This is a genomic window from Desulfosporosinus sp. OT (genome assembly GCF_000224515.1).
In the GTDB taxonomy this organism is placed as follows: Bacteria; Bacillota; Desulfitobacteriia; order Desulfitobacteriales; family Desulfitobacteriaceae; genus Desulfosporosinus.
Window position 1 is genome coordinate 27,738 of record NZ_AGAF01000167.1, and the last position, 18,189, is coordinate 45,926.

Consider the following 18,189-nt stretch of genomic DNA (forward strand, 5'->3'; position numbering starts at 1 on the left):
GCAATGGCCTTTCTCTCTGAACGGTTCACTGACGCTTTTCCTCACATTCTTCGAGTTTATTATGAATATTTTATTTAATACATTATACTCGGCAATATAAACATTGTCAAAATAAGGGGCATCCATGATCTACTCCTGCCAAGAATATGCGCGTTTTACACCCGTTACCTGAGCCGTCCATTCATCCAGAGCTACGAGGTCGTTGGGGCCCAGCTCAGACAAAGCCGTTTTCCCCAGAGCTCTCACTCCCTCCTCCATCTCCATCGCCATGGATTTTAGGACATTGGCCACGCTTTTGCTCGCTAAATTAATGTCCAGCCGTGTCCTATAGGGAGAATTATAATAGACTAATTGAGTCAACGGTTCCCAGGGGAAAACTTTGTGTATTTGCTTATGAACCAGCGCAAACAGCGGCACCGTTCCCAGATAGATGGCATCCGCCCCCAGGGCTATGGCTTTTAAGCATTCCCCGGGCGTAGCATATCCCCCAGCGACTACCAAACTCACGTCTTGACGAGCACCCTGCTCGTGCAAAAAACGTTCAGCGCGCACCAGGGCCAATAAACTGGGAATCCCTAAATCATCGCAAACGATCGGAGACGCGCCGGAAGCCCCACCTTGGGCACCATCGAGAACGATGACATCGAAGTCAGCTTCTAAACATACAGCTAAGTCTCTTTCTAAGCCCCCAGTCGCCATAAGCTTAATGGCAATCGGTTTCCCGGCGGCTTCTGCCCGCAAATCAGCAACATACTTTATCCAATCCCAAGGAGTATTGATTCCTGATATGACCGCCGCAGTCACAACCGATTCTACTGGCGATATACCCATTAATTTCTGAGCCTTTCCCTTGATTGCATTGGGTTCTACCGTAAAAGGACCCATCCTCGCCCCCTGGCCCATCTGAACTTCAAGCATATCCGCAGTGGCCATACCTTGCGAACTACGACCCCAGCTAGTCCGACTGATTTGCCAGATAAACTTTCCTGCTTCATCTCGTTCCTCTTGCAAAAAAGGTCCCTCACCGGAGCACGTGGCGGTCCCGAGCTGTTTTGCTGCTCTCGCTAAGGCTCGCTTTGCTTCTTCACTGAGACCCACTCCGTAACCCATGCCGGAGATCATTAACGGAATTTCAATTTGCAGAGGCTTTTCTGCTTTGCTACCCAGAGTTACCTGCATGTCGATCGGAATATTGCCCTCCTTAGGAAGCCGCGCCATTTGGCCGGGGACAAACATCAGGGTATCGTAATGGGGCAACAACTTTGGGGTACCTAGCGGCCTCTGGATAAGTTTTCCTTCTTCGGCCCGCAAACTAATTTCCAGGATATTTTGTATGGATGTACGACGCATCGCACCCCAGAGTTCCATAAGATTTTCGTGGTATTTGTCTTCCAGGAGCCTTTCCATAACTAAGCCAAAGAGCCGTTGGACGATGGTTCGAAACAACCGTTTACCCACAAAAAAAAGTATACCAAGTATTATGACTCCAGCTATCAGCGCCCCCAAAGCTGAGAGAGCAAGAACGAGCAGGGCCGTCTCTAGCAACAAGGTCAATCCCCCATCTTAGTTATTATGCAAATTATCTTCTCAGTCTAATGGACATAGTCTATGCTGCTTGGCTAATAATATACAAAGGAAACCCGGCGCAAGCAGGGATGCAAGTGGGGACGGTTCTTGCTTGCATGTTATCAGAAATACCCTTCCCACCAATGCTGCCTCTATAAGTCTTATTATTCTTTATAGTTTTTTTATTTTTGCTTCATAAATTCTTGATATGCTAAAGGAAAACTAATAAAGCTGGGTGTGAAATAATGGAAAAAACGATTTTAGTTGTGGATGATGATCGGGACATTGTAAAACTGATCACGAAAAGTTTAAGGCTCGAACAATTCGAGGTTATAGCAGCTTATTCTGGCCAAGAGGCTTTGTCTGCCCTTCAAGAAAATCCGATAGATTTTATTGTTCTGGATATTATGATGCCCGAAATGGATGGACTGGAAGTTTGCCGGAACATCCGCAACAAATATAGCATTCCCATTCTGTTTTTAAGCGCTCGCGATAGAGACATTGACAAAATAATTGGGCTGGAAATAGGTGCGGACGACTACATGACCAAACCGTTTAGTATTCAGGAACTTACCTCGCGGATTAAGGCTCATTTCAGAAAGGTTGACCGTTTGTACAAAGAATGGCAGGAACTCGGGCAGGAGACTGCTCCTAATACTATCGCTTCTGTTGCTCAGCTGGTTTTAAACCAAAAGACTTTTGAGGCTTTTTTGGACAACCAGAAGATTGATCTGTCGACGAAGGAATTTCAGATCCTCTCGTTTCTCATGCATCATCCCAATAACGTCTTAACCCGAGAACAAATCTATGAAAATGTGTGGGCAGGCGAATACGGAGAAATCAATACCGTCACCGTACATATCAAAAATATCCGCAAAAAGCTCGGCAGCCAATATGACTTTATTAAAACGATCTGGGGGATTGGCTATAAATTTACCGAAGGGAAGGAAGGCCTATGAAGTTAAAAATTAAGCTTCCTCTTCTGTTTCTGTTGGTTTTTACGCTGATACTTTCTCCTGGCGCTATTTTTATAAAAACGTTCATTACCAATGAAAGACCCCAAGCGTTAAGAATCTTCTCAACTCCAGTGCATTTTGAAGTGATTTTTTATCTGCTTTTTTTAACGGGTCTCGTATTTGTCATTTTGGCAATCTATTTACATTTCACCATAACCATACCGCTGCAACTTCTTAATACGCGGCTAAAATGTGTCAATATAAGACGTCCGATTACCACACTAAACTCAAGAAGGAACGATGAGATCGGAGAACTCTACAACCACTTTAATGATATGGAGGATAGACTTCATCGGGCACATAAGGAGCAAGTCGGTATGATTGCCGCTATGGCTCATGACTTGAAGACTCCACTGACTACCATCAACGGTTTTGTGGAACTGCTAGCGATACAGAAAAATCTTTCTGAGAAGGAAAAACAGGAATTTTATGAGCTCATTCTCAAGAAAACAAGGCATATTGCTGAACTTATCAACGGTTTCTCTTCGTTTACCAAGGATGAGCTTGAACTGGAAGCTATCGATATGAAATCCTTTGAAGCACGAAAACTCTTTGAAAACATTGCTGCAGAATATGAAATCGAATTATCCGGGTTTAATTTTGAGCTGGCTTGGAATCACACCTTCAACCCAAACCAACACATCCTGATTAACGAACACATGATCCGCCGTGTTTTTGGGAACCTCTTCAGCAATGCCGTAAGGTATGTTGAAAAGAGAGATTTGAAGGTCTATATGAGTGGCTATGTGCAGGGCAACAATGCCTATTTCCAGGTAGAGGATAACGGACTGGGTGTACCGGATAAGGAACTGTCCTCTCTGTTTCTTAAGTTCTTCACAGTCGACAAATCCAGACAGAATAAAAGCGGCGGTATGGGACTGGGCTTAGCCAGCTGCAAATCGATTATTGAGCATCATGGCGGTGGGATCGAAGCCTTTCATTCCAATTATGGGGGATTGGGAGTCCGGTTCTGCCTGCCGCTTGTGAAGTGACCCTATTGTGTGTCACTTTATTTTTTTTCACATTTGCTTCACATTTAATTATTTTCTCTTTAGCAGGGTTTTACCTTTACTCAGTATACTTATCTCCATTAAAACTAATGGAAGAGGTACCTTAAAACATGAGTATTACTGACTTATCGGTAAAAAGGCCTTCAGCAGTCTTCGTATTACTGGCTTTATGTATTGGTCTGGGTATCATCGGTTACACGAGTCTGGGGGCAGACTTATATCCATCGGTTAATATCCCGATTATCACCATCACAACTAGTTATAACGGAGCCGGTGCGGAGGAGATCGAAAAAGACGTTGTCAAACCCGTTGAAGATGCCGTTTCTGGGATCAGCGGAATTGATACCCTCAAGTCTACAGCCAAAGAGGGCCTTGGGCAAACCGTTATAGCCTTCACCATGGAAACGAATATGAATTCGGCTTTTTTAGATGTGCAGAAGGCCGTTGATGCGGCTGCAGGCAAACTGCCCGTCGATGCCGATTCTCCGATTTTATCCAAGATCGACATGAACGCTCAATCTGTGATGACTCTGGGTATAACGGGGACAGCCCCCTACGACCAACTGCAAAATGAAGCAGATAAGATCAAAGAGGATCTGGAGAAAATACCGGGCATTGGTCAGGTCAGCCTGCAGGGAGCCAATGATAAACAACTTTCCATTCAATTAGATAAAACGGCTATGGATTATTACGGAATCAATGTTAATACTCTGCTGACCAGGCTGAAGACAGAAAATAGTAATATGCCCGCTGGCCGGATCAGTCAGGAAACAAGCGACCAAGCGGTCAAACTGGTTGGCGAGTTTAAAGACATCAATGAGATTAACAATTTATTAATTCCCACTTCAGGTGGGGGGAACGTGCGGCTGGCGGATATCGCCGATATTCAACTGCAATATCCTGACAATGAACAACTATTAATGTTGAATGGCCAAAATGCGATTGGCATCAGTATTCAAAAGCAGAGTGATGCCAATGTCGTGGAATCTGTGAATAACGTCAAAAAAGAATTGATTGACATCCAGAAGCAGCTACCCACCGGAGTGAACGTCATCGTCACCACCGATAGCACCACGTTTATCAATGATTCTCTGAAGGACGTGCAAACCAGCCTTTTCGAAGGAATCATTACGACTGCTCTCGTGCTTTTTTTGTTCTTGCGCAGCTGGCGGTCATCCCTCGTAGTCCTGGTTGCTATTCCAACCTCTTTGATTGCTACCTTCTTTATGATGTACGAGTTTAAATTCACCTTAAATATGATGACCCTAATGGCCTTATCCCTCAGTATAGGTATTCTGGTGGATGACTCCATTGTGGTTCTCGAAAATATTCAAAGGCACCTGGGAATGGGGAAAAACCCGAAACAGGCGGCAATTGAGGGGCGCAGCGAAATTGGAATGGCGGCAATTGCCATCACGCTCTGTGACGTTGTGATCTTTATTCCCGTAGCCTTTATGTCGGGCATGGTCGGGCAGTTCTTTAAAGAATTTGGCCTCACGGTTGCTGCGGCTTCCCTATTTTCCCTGCTCGTTTCATTTACGGTGACACCGATGTTATCCTCCCTATTTTTGAAAAAGAAGCCATCTGAAGAAGCTACAGATTTACAGCTTAAAACTAAAAAACCGGGGAGATTCTCACATCTCTTTGACCGTGTCACTGAAATCTATACAAAATTATTAACCTGGTCGCTCGACAACCGCTGGAAAATTGTTAGTCTCATCATGGTCGGCTGTATTCTGGCTATCTCCTTACTCCCCTTAGGTTTTATCAAAACTGAGTTTACGCCTCAAAGTGATCAAAGCCAGATAACCATCGATTTAAATCTTACACCAGGTTCCAGTTTAAACCAGACTGAAGAAAAGGTATCTCTGGTTGAAAAGCATCTGCAGTCCATGGGTGAAGTGAAGGATTACCTGACCACTATTGGAAACAACTCTGATAAATCCTCCGCCAATATCATCGTCAAACTTGTGGATAAAAGTAAACGGCCCGAGAGTCAGAGTGTCATTGCGACAGAAATGCGCCAATGGGGGAACACCCTACCCGGTGTCCAGTTCAATGTATCTGAAGCACAGTCTGCTGGGGGAAATGGCAAACCTGTCCAGCTAACTATTAGTGGACAAGAACCCGCAGTTTTAAAAGAGTTGTCCTCCAAAGTGGAGGATATCGTCAAAGCCACCCCGGGTACAGCGGATGTCACGAATTCAGAGCGGACCACAGAGAGTGAGATCCAAGTAACAATCGACAGGCTTGCAGCCGTCCAGTATGGAGTGAATGCCTCAGATATTGCTACCATACTCCGGACAGGCCTGCAAGGATCGAAGGCCGGCATCTACCGGCAGAACGGCGATGAATACGACATTGTCGTTCAGTATATGGATAACCAGATCAAAACCCCCAATGATTTGGGAGCAATTAAGGTTCAAAGCTCAGCAGGACAGCAGATTGCCCTGAATCAGGTCGCTTCCATCGGGTATGCGGACAGTCCGCTGAAGATATCAAGAGAGAATCGAGAGGATATCGTAACCGTCTCGGCAAATTTGCAGAACAGTACGCTGGGAGATGTGCATTCGATCATTCAAAGCAAACTCGACACCCTTAAACTGCCCGCTGGCTATACGATAAGCTTCGATGGCACTCAAAAGAATATGGCCGATAGCTTCAGCGCCCTGATCAAAGCCCTGGCGGCATCGATTATTCTGGTCTATGCCATTCTAGTCATTTTATATGAATCCTTTTTGACTCCGTTTATTCGGATGCTTTCGTTGCCCTGCGCAATTATCGGGGCCTTTGGATTGCTAGCCTTAACCGGCCAATCGTTGAATATCATGTCGATGATCGGCTTAATATTGCTCGACGGGTTGGCATCTAAGAACGGGACTCTGTTGATTGATTATACCCATACCTTGATGAAACGCGGGGTACCTCTGCGAGAAGCTTTGATTGAATCCGGAACCACTCGGTTAAGACCCATCTTGATGACCTCCGCAACCATGATTGTCGGCATGCTGCCCTCAGCACTATCCACCGGCGCAGGGAGTGAAATGCGCAGCGGAATGGCCATCATAATTATTGGTGGCATGATCACTTCTACGATATTTTCTCCTATTCTTCTGCCCGTGGTTTATACAATGATGGAGGATCTAAAGCAGCGTCTGTCCAAAAAAAAGAAGCCAATTCAAGTTGTCGGGGAGGTAACAAATTATGAGGCATATTAAAGCAATAAGCATAGGAACAGCGCTGATAATTTCTGGTCTAATATTCACTTCGTTATCCTTAGGCTTTGGAAATAAAGAAGCTCCAGTTAATCAACAACTAAAAAATGTCAAAGCCGTGGCAGCGACGGTGTCCTCCATAACCACCGAGGTTGAATATGCCAGTAAGTTGCAACCCGTTCAAGCAGTGAATGTTTCCTCCAAAACAGTCGGCAAAGTCGCGACGGTTAATGTTGAGGCCGGTGAAAAAGTAGAGAAAGGTCAGGTCCTATTTACCTTAGAATCTGGCGACTTACAGGCTCAGCTTCAGCAGCAGCAAGCCAACCTCGCTGCCAGCCAGGCTAATCTTGAGAAAACTGAAGGCTCCGCTTATGATCAGCAAATTATCCAAGCCGAGCAAACTTTGCAAACCAAACAGCTAACTTATGATGATGCCAAGAAAAAATATGATCTAAATAAGCAACTATATGATAGCGGGGCCATCTCCAAACTAGCCTTAGATGATTTTCAAAAACAATATCAAAGCGCAGAGGTTGATTTAAAAGCAGCCGAGGCTAATCTGAACCTGCTAAAGGATAAGTCCGGGCCGGAGTCGATCAGCGTGGCCTCGGCCCAAGTCGATCAGGCAGCCGCCGGTGTAAATTATGCGGCTGAGCAGCTCAAAAATGCTGTGATCACCTCTCCCATTTCAGGCATAGTATCTGTAAGGAATGTGGATGTAGGGGAAATCATCTCCAGTTCCACCGCTGCATTTACGATCATTGATACCAACACGATGGTCGCCGAGATTAGTGTACCGGATAAAATGGTAGCTAAGGTCAAAAAAAGCCAAATCGTTCCTGTGAAAATGAATGCGTTGGATAACCAGACGGTAGAGGGTACCGTTGACTATATAAGCCCTGACGCAGATAGCAAGTCCCAAGCTTATACGATCAAGATTCTGATTCAAACGACGGATCAACTAAAATCCGGCATGTTCGCAAGGGTTATTTTACCCGAAGCAAAAAAGGATAATATATTGACTGTACCCAATGAAGCAATCAAGATCGAAAATAGCACGTCGGTTGTTTATACCGTCGCCCAGGGTGCTGTAAAAAAAGTCCCCGTAACCACCGGATTATCCAACGCTAAGTTCAGTGAAATTACAAGTGGCCTCAAAGCAGGCGATCAGGTCATCACCGAAGGACAAATCTTTCTCAATGAGGGTGAGCAGGTCAATGTTGTAAAATAATTAGTGAAATCTCATTCGAGGCAGTCAATATCGATATCAGCACCTGTGAACTTTTAGATCTCAACCCCAAAAGCCCTATTAGCAGATTTTTATCAGAAAAATGACCACGACTTGTTATTAAATCGTGGTCATTTTTTATAATGTTTCATATTCTCAACCCGTCCTCACTACTTGCATCTTGCTAGGTGTAGGAAATACACATTTAAAATAAAGTATCGCCCCACCCTAATGTTTATTAAAAATAATTAGTAATGAAGTCATCGGGTGTAATTGCTGTAACTGGTGACCCAGCGAAGTCTTTTACATTACGAGTAAGAATTAACTCAAGTCTCTTACGTTTGGCACAGGTTGACAATAAGGCATCTTCATAATCATCCATTGACAGACTGAGTGCTTTTTCGCAATCACTTCTTGTAACATCAATAACTTTAAATAGGTTAAAAATTGTTGTAAGTATCTGCTTTGCTTGATTGGTATCGTGAAAATATCTTTTAAGGAAATAGTAAATATCGGTTACAGAGCTTGCAGTTATGGATGCATTTAACTTATCTTCCGCAACAAACCTAAAAATCTTTTCGGCAGAGATATTATGAGGAGTACGGTTCATCAAGGCATCAAGCATGACATTTGTATCAATCAGGACGTTCATATTTTTTTAACCTCGCTTCTCTTGCCTGTTCTAGAGTCATATCATTGGGAATAATACCAAACAATGATTCCGCCATTTTTACCTTATCTTCTTTTAAAGGAGAGAGTCTTGCAATCCCTTTTCCATTCTTCGTGATGATAATTTCCTCCTCATTAACGAGTGTTAAATACTTCCCAATGTTTGTTTTAAATTCAGTCGCAGTAATAAGCATTCGAACCACCCCTTGTCTATAATATTAGATGATTTAATTATATCATAATCGAACAATTCATCAATGTCGAATCGTTCGATTATGCGCGGTATGCATTTTTAACATCTCTTTCGCATTTTTGCAGCAGTATAATCATTTATTTCTCTCCAGAGCTTCGGGATTACCCCATTTCAAGAGATGGGCGCAAAGACCTGTATCAAGGAAGTGAAGCATCGACATCTTTGTGACCCGTTTTAAGAGGTTGTTATAAAAGTAAAATACAATTTTATAATAGATGAATTTACATATTTTGCAAAATTGATTAAATGTTTTTATGGTTTCCACTCAAACAGAATCCCTTAACCTAAATGGTCAAGGGGTTCTGTTCTGGAGTGGAATACTTATTTTAGCACGCTTTTTAGCAAAGAATTAGCACAAATATAGAGAGAACAAATAGGTTATTTTTTGTCGTATAAGAAAAAACTGCATAATAATAATACTATTTTCTTTGCAGAGAAAAAATATTGATTTTTGTAAATTATTGGTATACACTTAGTTTATGAAAAGAGGTGTTTGAAGTGATCCAACGCGAAGAGTATCTAAATCAGCTTATCTCCGGACGCGAGAAGCAAATCATCAAGGTGGTAACCGGCGTTCGGCGCTGCGGAAAATCCACTCTTTTTACCTTGTATATCGACTATTTAAAATCTACTGGCGTTTCCGAAGATCGGATTATTTACGTTAATCTTGAAGACGTGGAACATGAGAACTTATTGGGCTACAAAGCGTTATACGACTACGTGAAGGAACGTCTGTGCAAGGACAAATATACTTATGTTCTTATTGATGAGGTGCAAAGCTGTAAATCCTTTGAGAAGGCAGTAAACAGCCTGTTTATTAAAGCAAATGTAGATGTCTATATCACTGGCTCAAATGCTTACATGCTTTCTGGCGAGCTGGCGACGCTGCTTTCCGGACGCTACGTCACTATTGATATGCTTCCCTTGTCTTTTAAAGAGTACTGTGAAACCTCTAATAGCGCTGGAAAAACTATACGGGAAAACTTTAACGATTATCTTCGGTTTGGCTCTTTTCCTTATGTCGCCATACTTGAACGCAGCGATGCCGTCGTTATACCATATTTAGACGGTATCTACAGCACGATCTTGTTAAAGGATGTTGCTAAACGGGGAGGCATAACCGACGTCTCTCTCCTGGAAAACATAATTAAGTTTGTCGCTGCAAGCGTCGGAAGTCCTATCTCGACTAAAAAAATCAGCGACACTATTAACTCAAGCGGCCGGAAGATTTCTGTCAACACTGTAGAACATTACCTGCGTGCCCTGGCAGACAGTTATATTTTCTATAAAGTTGAGCGCTACGACATCAAAGGCAGACAGCATCTGAAAACACTTGGCAAATACTATCTAGTAGACTCCGGCATCCGTAATATGCTGCTTTCCAGTTCATCCTCCGACCTTGGTCACATGATCGAAAACGTGGTATACCTAGAGTTACTCAGGCGTGGGTATAAGGTCAATATCGGCAAACTCTACGAAAAAGAGGTTGACTTCGTCGCTAGAGACATGAATGGAATAACCTACTACCAGGTATCTGCCTCAGTACTCGATGAAAGCACTTTGAATCGCGAACTGGAACCTCTGCAGAAAATTGCGGACAATTATCCAAAGATTCTTCTGACCCTTGACGATATTGGCGCCGGAGGGAATTTTTCAGGTATCCGCCATCTCAATCTGCTTGACTGGCTTCAGAAAACCTAAAAAAGGAGAGCCGTAAAAAACTAACGGGTTCACTTGAGAGGTGAAAAAGCAATTGCAAAATGCAGTCGAAATCCTTATAATTTTGGCTGCATTTTTCCTCGTCTCCCGGATTAGCTCTATAAAAAGGGTGCTAAAATAGGTTTTCAACTTCAAAAGTGAACCCCTTAACCTAAATGGTCAAGGGGTTCCTTTTGAATTTAAAAACCATAATTATCTTTCACTCTAAGCTTGACCCCATTTTTCATGGTAAACAATCTCTGCCATCGTTTTGCGAGGGCGTGGCCTCCGCTCCTCTGCGGCATAACCCAAAGGAGTCATAGCCAAAACACGAACATTAGCCGGAACATTTAAAGCTTCTCGGGCTTTCTCCTCAGTGAATAAGCCCTGCCAACACGTCCCTAAACCTTGATCAGTCGCTGCCAACAACAAGTGCTCCATCGCAAGACCTGCATCAAGCATCATATAATCCTTGCCTTCCCATACTTCTGATTCAGTCGGCACAGCACACAGCACAATGACAATCGGAGCCCCAGTCAAAGCCTTACGCCCAGGATTGCTCTCCCCCATACTATCAGCCAAAGCCTGACGACCATTCGCATCTTCAACTACAATAAAGCGCCAACACTGCAGATTTTTCCAAGACGGTGCCAACCTCGCAGCTTCCAAGACATACTCCAATTTTTCACGTTCCACCGGCTTATCGAGATAACTGCGCAAACTCCGACGGGCCTGTACCACTTCCAGAAAGTTCATCTCAATCTCTCCTTTATTCTCTTGTTAGCTTTTTTCTTTATATTATCTTCTCTACTAAAAATTATTCTATAAGATTAGCTCATTCTCCTGCTTTCGAGGAGAGCGCAAGCCCCTTGACATTCTGGCCCACTTTGCTTATTCTTGGCAGGTAATTCACTTGAAAGTGTTGGGAGGGAAAACATGCGGACGAGTAAGCCTTTTTTTAGTTTGCAGACCATCATGACTTTGCTAGTTTGCGGTGTAGTGGCTCTATCTTTAACGGTAACCGACATCCTAATTAGTCAGAAAGTTGCTGATAACACGCAACAAAATCTAGCAAATAAAGCGACGAATATTGCCCGCATTGTTGCCCACACGCCTCTTGTAATTGAAGCTCTTAATGGTCAAAGAGCCGATTCGGAAATTCAGCCCTTTGCGAATGAAATACGACAGATCACCGACGTCGAGTTCGTTGTTGTCACAGATATGAAGGGGATAAGAAAGTCTCATCCGGATATTAGCAAAGTTGGGCAGCCCTTTGTGGGGGGAGACGAAGGGGAGGCCCTAAAGGGTCACGAATACGTTTCCAATGCCAAAGGAACGCTGGGCATGTCCTTACGTGCATTTACTCCTATCGTTACTCCCACTGGTAAACAAGTTGGGGCCGTTGCCGTTGGGATCTTGCTTAATAATGTAAATCAGGCTGTCGCCCAGAGTCGACTAATTATTTTTATCAGTGTTGGCTTCGGATTACTGGTAGGAGTTATTGGTGCCTTATTCTTAGCTCGAAAAATTAAACACATTATGTTTGGTTTAGAACCGAACGAAATCGCCAAAATGCTCGAAGAACGCAGTGCCATGTTAGAATCCGTAAGGGAAGGTATCTTGGCGATCGACAAAGATTCCCACATTACACTTGCGAATGCTGCTGCCTTACGGCTATTTAATAAAGCTGGCATTCTGGGCGACCCGGTTGGAAAAAGAGTAACGGACTGTGTACCCAACACACGTATGCAGCTTGTGCTGGAAACAGGGAGTGCGGAATTAGATCAGGAACTAAATCTATTTGGAATAACGCTCGTAACGAACGTTATTCCGCTCTTTGTCAACGGCAAAAGTGTTGGAGCGATTGCAACGTTTCGAGATAAAACCGAAATAAAACAAATGGCTGAAGAATTAACTGGTGTGCTCCTCTACGCTGAGGCCTTGCGCGCACAGGCCCATGAATTTATGAATAAATTACAGGTTATTCTCGGTATGGTCCATATGAAATATTATGACCAGCTATCCAAGTACATCAGTCGGATTGCTCATCAGCAACAAAATGAAATCGGTTTTATCTCAAGACATATTAAAGATCCAGTATTGGCAGGCTTTATATTGGGGAAAATGAGTTATGCCCGAGAGGTTGGGGCAGAGTTAGTACTGTTCGAGGAATGCTTTTTACCTGAACCGGCAAACCCAGAAATGATTCACGATATAGTTACCGTGTTTGGAAATTTGGTCGATAATGCGCTGGATGCGGTCGTTGATTGCCCACTTAAACGGATTGACGTAAACTTTTCTTATGAAAACGGTGTTATAATCCTTGAAGTAAGCGATACTGGGCCCGGTATTAACAATGAGCTTAAACGTCAAATCTTTGTTAAAGGCAATTCTACCAAAGGACCTAACAGGGGCTTAGGACTGTACTTAGTGAAACGAAGTCTGGAGAGACTTAATGGGAAAATCGAGATACTTTCAGAGGAAGGTCAAGGAACTCAATTCAAAGTGTCTTTACCTTACAAGAGCAAGGATGAAATGGAATGATTAAGGTCTTAATCGTAGAAGATGATCCTATGGTCGCTGAATTTAATAAGCGATATCTTGAGCAAGTCGAGGGCTTTGAGTTAATAGCAGTCGCCCCTTCGGTTACTGATGCCTTGCTTATTTTGGATTGTCAAGAAATAAACTTAATCTTACTTGATATATTTATGCCAGGTATGAATGGATTTGATTTATTGACTCAGGTCCGAAAGCAAGGCCAAGGGGTTGATGTTATTGTCGTATCCGCTGCTTGTGATAGTCAAAGTATCAAAAAAGCTTTACGCTATGGAGCAGTTGATTATTTAATTAAACCTTTTGAATTTGAACGTTTCAAAACAGCTTTATCCGCTTACCGAGAATGGGTAAGCATGACGAAGGATCAAGAAAAACTAAGCCAGGCAGAATTAGATCTACGACTTCTTCATCCAACCCCAGTTACTATGCCAAGTGAATTGCCGAAAGGTCTGACTCGAAACACCCTGAAGACTGTCTGGGAAAACATCCAAGAAATGAAAGAACGCTCGTTTTCGACTGAAGAAATGGCTAACTGTGTTGGAATATCAAGGGTTTCGATGCGCAAATACCTAAGCTTTCTCACAGATATTGGTGTAATCGAGATGGAGATTATTTATGGTTCAATCGGTCGACCAGTCTATCAACACCGCTGCCCAAAGCCTGAAAATGATTTAATAAAAACTTATTTTTAAAAGGTTGGGCAATATGCCCAACCTTTTGTGTAGTTCACCTATCTTCCTGCAAGCAAGATTCCAGTGTTAACAATATGACGTTTCATACCCAGTTCCTCATATTCGGTACCTAAATGTGAACATTTGCACTATTGTTCCGTGGCTTTATATTAGCACTTCGTAAGTATTGATACTCTCTTTCTTTAATTACAAAACAGTTAATAAAGTTTATCAACAATAATCTGTATATCCCTTTAACTAGAATAATATATTATTTGTCAAAGTTTGTTTTTTCAGGTTTATTTTTTAATAATAAATTATTTATAACTCCAGTTTGGAATTTATAACCTTTTCATACCTATTTAATCCTAATAAATTAAAAAACGGGCCATTCGGCCGATTTTCACTTACTTTAGTTACAAAACAGTTAACATAATTAAATAAACTGTTCAAATTGTTTGAAAAAACTTAATATGGAGAAGAAAATAAATTCAGGAGGTGCTTCTATGAGTCTGGCCAGGAATACGGAAGTCTCAAATCCCATATTAAAGTCGTCTGAGAATAATGAAATCCCACCTTCCGGTTTCGTCTCCAAGTTTGCGAACACAAAAGTTGGAGTTGTTCCCTTACCTCTCTATTTAATCTTGGCAGTGATCATTTATGCCGCATCTGCTTACAGCAAACTCCCTGCAGATATGCTCGGCGGTTTTGCGGTCATCATCATCATGGGGGTCCTTCTCGGGGATATCGGGCTTAAGGTTCCAATTTTAAAAGATATTGGCGGTCCTGCTATTTTGGCTATTATGATACCGTCCACTATGGTCTTTTACAATTTAATCAATCCTTCGGCTTTAAAAGCAATAACAGCTGTTATGAAAACATCCAATTTTCTCTATTTGTATATCTCCGTCTTGGTCGTAGGCAGTATTCTGGGCATGAATCGGAAAGTTCTCGTTCAAGGTTTTCTGCGCATGTTTGTTCCTCTCATTGTTGGGACAGTTGGTGCTATATCGACTGGGTTGCTCGTCGGTACTTTGTTTGGTTACACCATCCACCGCACATTTTTCTATATTATTATCCCAATTATCGGTGGAGGTATTGGTGAAGGCATACTTCCACTCTCTATCGGCTACTCCACTATTTTGAAAATACCTCAAGAAGCTTTAGTCGGCCAACTTATTCCAGCCGCTGTTATTGGTAATATTGTTGCGATTGTATGTGCCGGATTATTAAAGCGTTTAGGGGAAAAGAAACCGGAGCTAACCGGAAACGGCGTACTAGTCAAATCCGGCGATGACTCAGAATTGTTGAACTCCAAAAGCATTGATAAACCAGTTGATTTTCCTCTTATGGGAGCAGGACTTCTCCTAGCCTGTACTTTTTTCGTCTTCGGTAACTTCGCGAGCCCGTTTATCGGAATTCCGGGCGCAATTATTATGATTTTCACCGCTGCTATCGTCAAGTATCTCAACATTATGCCTGCTAAAATGGAACAAGGTTCGTTTCATCTATACAAGTTTGTCTCTTCGAGCCTCACCTGGCCTTTGATGGTCGGTTTGGGTGTACTTTATACCCCTTTGAAAGATGTCGTTGCCACAGTGACTCCTGGATACCTCGTGGTCTGTGCCTCTGTGGTTATAGCCATGATCTCTTCCGGATATTTCATCGGTCGCTTCATGAACATGTATCCTATTGAATCCGCTATCGTCACAGGGTGTCACAGCGGTCTGGGCGGAACAGGAGACGTCGCTATTCTTTCTGCTTCAAATCGGATGGAATTGATGCCTTTTGCTCAGATTTCCACTCGAATTGGCGGGGCCTCGATGATTGTAATTGCCACAATATTAATGAAGCTCTGGCATTAGGGGACTTGTGTGACACAGCGCTCAGTCTTACGACGCAGAGCAAACTAACTGTTCAAGCTCCCAGCTTTGGGGAGCGGGGTTCATCCTTCGGCGATAGCATTCTTTTAAAGAACCGCCTACGGCGATAATCTCCACTGGAGACTATCGTGCCAAAAGCGCCATCCGCTGGCCCGAAGACACTGTCTTCGCACGTATTAGCCTTCTTGCAGGATGGCCGAGTGTCCCTGAAGCCAAGGACGGCGAGAAGGGACCTTGGCGCATTGGCGGCAGTGCACTTCCTTGTGCACTGCCCCGTATTTGGGGTCGGTCGCTTGAACGGAAGTTTGCTAATCTGCTTACGTAAAGACGTCGCGCTCGTGTCACACTGCGTCCCGGGCTTGGGTCAGGGAACGAAAAGGTTGGGAGGACGGCGCATTTTATGTGCACCGTCTTGGCTCACTGGCGGTAGTACACTTCCGCTGGCCCACGAAAACACTGTTTTCGCACGGATTACCTTTCTAACAGACACTGTCTTCGCACGTATTAGCCTTCTTGCAGGATGGCCAAGCGCCGTGATGGCGAAGAAGGGACCTTGTGCTCTGCCCCGAATAAGGACTTCCGAGATGCGAATTAGTTCTTATCGATGCAAGTTAAGTCATACCAAATGAGAAATTAGGAGGGTCTAACAATGAGCAGTATTCAGGAACGAGCCTTAAAGCTCCATAAAGAGCTGGTAGGGAAAATCGAAGTTGTCAGTAAAGCAGAACTGAATTCTGCTGAAGATTTGAGCTTAGTTTATACTCCAGGGGTGGCAGAACCTTGTAAAGTGATTGCTGAAAATCCAGACGCGGCCTTTGACTATACTGGTCGGGGTAATATGGTCGCTGTGGTATCTGATGGTACAGCAGTGTTGGGGTTGGGTGATATCGGTCCCCTGGCAGCCTTACCTGTCATGGAAGGAAAATGTGTCTTATTTAGGAAGTTCGGGGGAGTTAATGCGTTCCCCATCTGTTTAAATACAAAGAATGTTGAGGAAATAATTCAAGTCGTTAAGGCCATGGAACCCAGTTTTGGTGGAATAAATCTTGAGGACATTTCTGCCCCACGCTGTTTTGAGATCGAAGCACGGCTGAAAAAGGAGACCAACATTCCAATCTTCCATGATGACCAGCATGGTACCGCCATTGTTGTTTTAGCGGCACTCCTTAACGCCTTAAGGGTTGTTAATAAGAAAATCGATAAGATTAAATTAGTGCTCAACGGAGCAGGCTCCGCAGGTATAGCCATTACGAAATTATTGCTACAAGCGGGTTTGAAAAATGCAATTATGGTTGATCGGGCAGGCATTCTTTGCACTGGTGAATGTTGGATGAATCCGGCTCAGGAAGAGATGGCGGAGCTAACAAACCATGCAAAGCTCAACGGTTCTTTAACGGATGCACTGGTAGGAACTGATGTCTTCATTGGAGTTTCTGCTCCAGGTGTCCTGAACGGGAAAATGGTAGCCACCATGAATTCTGGGGCGATCATTTTTGCTATGGCAAATCCGACGCCGGAAATATTCCCTGAAGAAGCCTTAACAGCAGGAGCGGCGGTTGTTGGTACTGGTCGTTCTGACTATCCTAATCAGGTAAACAATGTCTTGGTTTTCCCAGGTATCTTTAGAGGCACATTAGATGTCCGTGCTAAAGACATCACTGAAGAAATGAAACTCGCTGCCGCCTATGCGATCGCGGGAATCATTTCTGATGAAGAGTTAAATGCTGAATATATCATTCCTGAGGTCTTCGACCCACGGGTAGCCCCTAAAGTTGCTGCCGCAGTTGCTCAAGCCGCTATCAAATCGGGAGTGGCCCGTATACATGGGAACCCCGAGGAGATCTTTGAAAAGACGAGTCTCTTAGCGAGCCGTTAATTTTCATTTATTTTTTTCATGAAAAAGAAAGAGCACGACCTAAAAGTAATATGGGCCCTATGTCAAGGACAATTTAGAAAAAGAGCCTAAAATAAGAATACCCTCATGTCCTAAATGTGACGTGAGGGTATTCTTCTAAATTTTTATAGGATACTCACCGGAGCGCCAACACTACATATTTTTCCAAGACGGTGCCAACCTTGCAGCTTCCAAGACATACTCCAATTTTTCACGTTCAACTGGTTTATCCCAAAACAGGACGGTGCACATGCAATGTGCCGTCCACCTAGCGCTCCCTCTTTCTGTTTTCCGTTCCCCCGACCCAAGCCCAGGACGCAGTATGACACGAGCACGAGGTCTTTACGTTAGCAGACCAGCAAACTTCCGTTAAAGCGACCGACCCCAAATACGGGGCAGCGCACAAGGACGTGTGCTGCCGCCAATGCGCCAAGGATGGCGCTTTTGGGGGGAACCCCGCTCCCCAAAGCCAGGAGCTTTCACGGTTAGTTTGCTCTGCGTCGTAGGCACCGAGCGCTGTGTCATACAAG

At 43.7% G+C, this 18,189-nt stretch carries 16 protein-coding genes, 1 pseudogene and 1 other annotated feature (1 of these 18 cut by a window edge); of the genes and pseudogenes, 10 read left to right on the plus strand and 7 right to left on the minus strand.

Going from position 1 to position 18,189, the window contains the following annotated elements:
* Positions 1-60 (minus strand) — a binding site (T-box leader); it reaches 156 nt to the left of the window's first position.
* 69 nt (positions 61-129) lie between these two features.
* Positions 130-1,545 carry an FMN-binding glutamate synthase family protein gene (locus DOT_RS15700; protein ID WP_009620737.1) on the minus strand — a complete coding sequence of 472 codons (1,416 nt, stop codon included), beginning with the start codon at positions 1,543-1,545 and terminating at the stop codon, positions 130-132.
* Between the two features lie 266 nt (positions 1,546-1,811).
* On the opposite strand from DOT_RS15700, the gene DOT_RS15705 reads away from it, so the two are divergent.
* The 4 genes from DOT_RS15705 to DOT_RS15720 all read left to right on the plus strand — a co-directional run bounded on the left by DOT_RS15705 (position 1,812) and on the right by DOT_RS15720 (position 8,038).
* Positions 1,812-2,525, plus strand: a complete 714-nt coding sequence (locus tag DOT_RS15705) for a response regulator transcription factor (protein ID WP_009620742.1) — start codon at positions 1,812-1,814, stop codon at positions 2,523-2,525.
* Positions 2,522-3,574: a HAMP domain-containing sensor histidine kinase gene (locus DOT_RS15710; RefSeq protein WP_009620745.1), complete on the plus strand. Its 1,053-nt coding sequence runs from the start codon at positions 2,522-2,524 to the stop codon at positions 3,572-3,574. Before DOT_RS15705 ends, DOT_RS15710 begins: the two co-directional genes overlap by 4 nt.
* Before the next feature lie 128 nt (positions 3,575-3,702).
* Positions 3,703-6,810, plus strand: coding sequence for an efflux RND transporter permease subunit (locus DOT_RS15715; RefSeq protein WP_009620747.1), 3,108 nt, complete (start codon positions 3,703-3,705; stop codon positions 6,808-6,810).
* Complete coding sequence (locus DOT_RS15720; protein WP_009620748.1) at positions 6,797-8,038, plus strand: efflux RND transporter periplasmic adaptor subunit; 1,242 nt, start codon at positions 6,797-6,799, stop codon at positions 8,036-8,038. The genes DOT_RS15715 and DOT_RS15720 overlap by 14 nt, the downstream gene beginning before the upstream one ends.
* A 235-nt stretch (positions 8,039-8,273) precedes the next feature.
* Here the strand turns inward: DOT_RS15720 and DOT_RS15725 are convergent, their stop codons facing one another.
* The 3 genes from DOT_RS15725 to DOT_RS32735 form a co-directional block, all read right to left on the minus strand.
* Positions 8,274-8,687 carry a PIN domain-containing protein gene (locus DOT_RS15725; RefSeq protein ID WP_009620749.1) on the minus strand — a complete coding sequence of 138 codons (414 nt, stop codon included), beginning with the start codon at positions 8,685-8,687 and terminating at the stop codon, positions 8,274-8,276.
* Positions 8,671-8,898, minus strand: coding sequence for a type II toxin-antitoxin system prevent-host-death family antitoxin (locus DOT_RS15730; protein WP_009620750.1), 228 nt, complete (start codon positions 8,896-8,898; stop codon positions 8,671-8,673). Before DOT_RS15730 ends, DOT_RS15725 begins: the two co-directional genes overlap by 17 nt.
* A gap of 132 nt (positions 8,899-9,030) precedes the next feature.
* On the minus strand, positions 9,031-9,222 hold the full coding sequence (locus DOT_RS32735) for a DUF4143 domain-containing protein (RefSeq protein WP_009620751.1): 192 nt from the start codon (positions 9,220-9,222) through the stop codon (positions 9,031-9,033).
* Between the two features lie 233 nt (positions 9,223-9,455).
* Between DOT_RS32735 and DOT_RS15735 the strand changes: the two genes are divergently transcribed.
* Positions 9,456-10,658 (plus strand): ATP-binding protein, encoded by a 1,203-nt coding sequence (locus DOT_RS15735; RefSeq protein ID WP_009620753.1) that lies wholly within the window; start codon positions 9,456-9,458, stop codon positions 10,656-10,658.
* Positions 10,659-10,880: 222 nt separating this feature from the next.
* Here the strand turns inward: DOT_RS15735 and DOT_RS15740 are convergent, their stop codons facing one another.
* Positions 10,881-11,411: a nitroreductase family protein gene (locus tag DOT_RS15740; protein ID WP_009620755.1), complete on the minus strand. Its 531-nt coding sequence runs from the start codon at positions 11,409-11,411 to the stop codon at positions 10,881-10,883.
* A gap of 180 nt (positions 11,412-11,591) precedes the next feature.
* Between DOT_RS15740 and dcuS the strand changes: the two genes are divergently transcribed.
* From dcuS to DOT_RS15760, 5 genes are all read left to right on the plus strand, one after another.
* Entirely contained in the window at positions 11,592-13,199 is a 1,608-nt protein-coding gene (gene dcuS / locus DOT_RS15745) for a DcuS/MalK family sensor histidine kinase (protein ID WP_009620759.1), read from the plus strand.
* Entirely contained in the window at positions 13,196-13,903 is a 708-nt protein-coding gene (locus DOT_RS15750; RefSeq protein ID WP_009620761.1) for a response regulator, read from the plus strand. The genes dcuS and DOT_RS15750 overlap by 4 nt, the downstream gene beginning before the upstream one ends.
* Before the next feature lie 485 nt (positions 13,904-14,388).
* Positions 14,389-15,747 carry a 2-hydroxycarboxylate transporter family protein gene (locus tag DOT_RS15755; RefSeq protein WP_009620766.1) on the plus strand — a complete coding sequence of 453 codons (1,359 nt, stop codon included), beginning with the start codon at positions 14,389-14,391 and terminating at the stop codon, positions 15,745-15,747.
* Positions 15,748-15,893: 146 nt separating this feature from the next.
* Positions 15,894-16,394 carry a hypothetical protein gene (locus tag DOT_RS29790; protein ID WP_139024226.1) on the plus strand — a complete coding sequence of 167 codons (501 nt, stop codon included), beginning with the start codon at positions 15,894-15,896 and terminating at the stop codon, positions 16,392-16,394.
* A 20-nt stretch (positions 16,395-16,414) separates the two neighbouring features.
* Entirely contained in the window at positions 16,415-17,641 is a 1,227-nt protein-coding gene (locus tag DOT_RS15760) for an NADP-dependent malic enzyme (RefSeq protein ID WP_009620767.1), read from the plus strand.
* Positions 17,642-17,815: 174 nt separating this feature from the next.
* Here DOT_RS15760 and DOT_RS29795 read toward each other — a convergent pair.
* A pseudogene (locus DOT_RS29795) lies at positions 17,816-17,911 on the minus strand (nitroreductase family protein); the annotation flags it as partial.
* A 117-nt stretch (positions 17,912-18,028) separates the two neighbouring features.
* A complete protein-coding gene (locus tag DOT_RS29800) occupies positions 18,029-18,184 on the minus strand; it encodes a hypothetical protein (protein WP_157998468.1) in 156 nt (51 codons plus the stop codon).
* Positions 18,185-18,189: the final 5 nt, after the last annotated feature.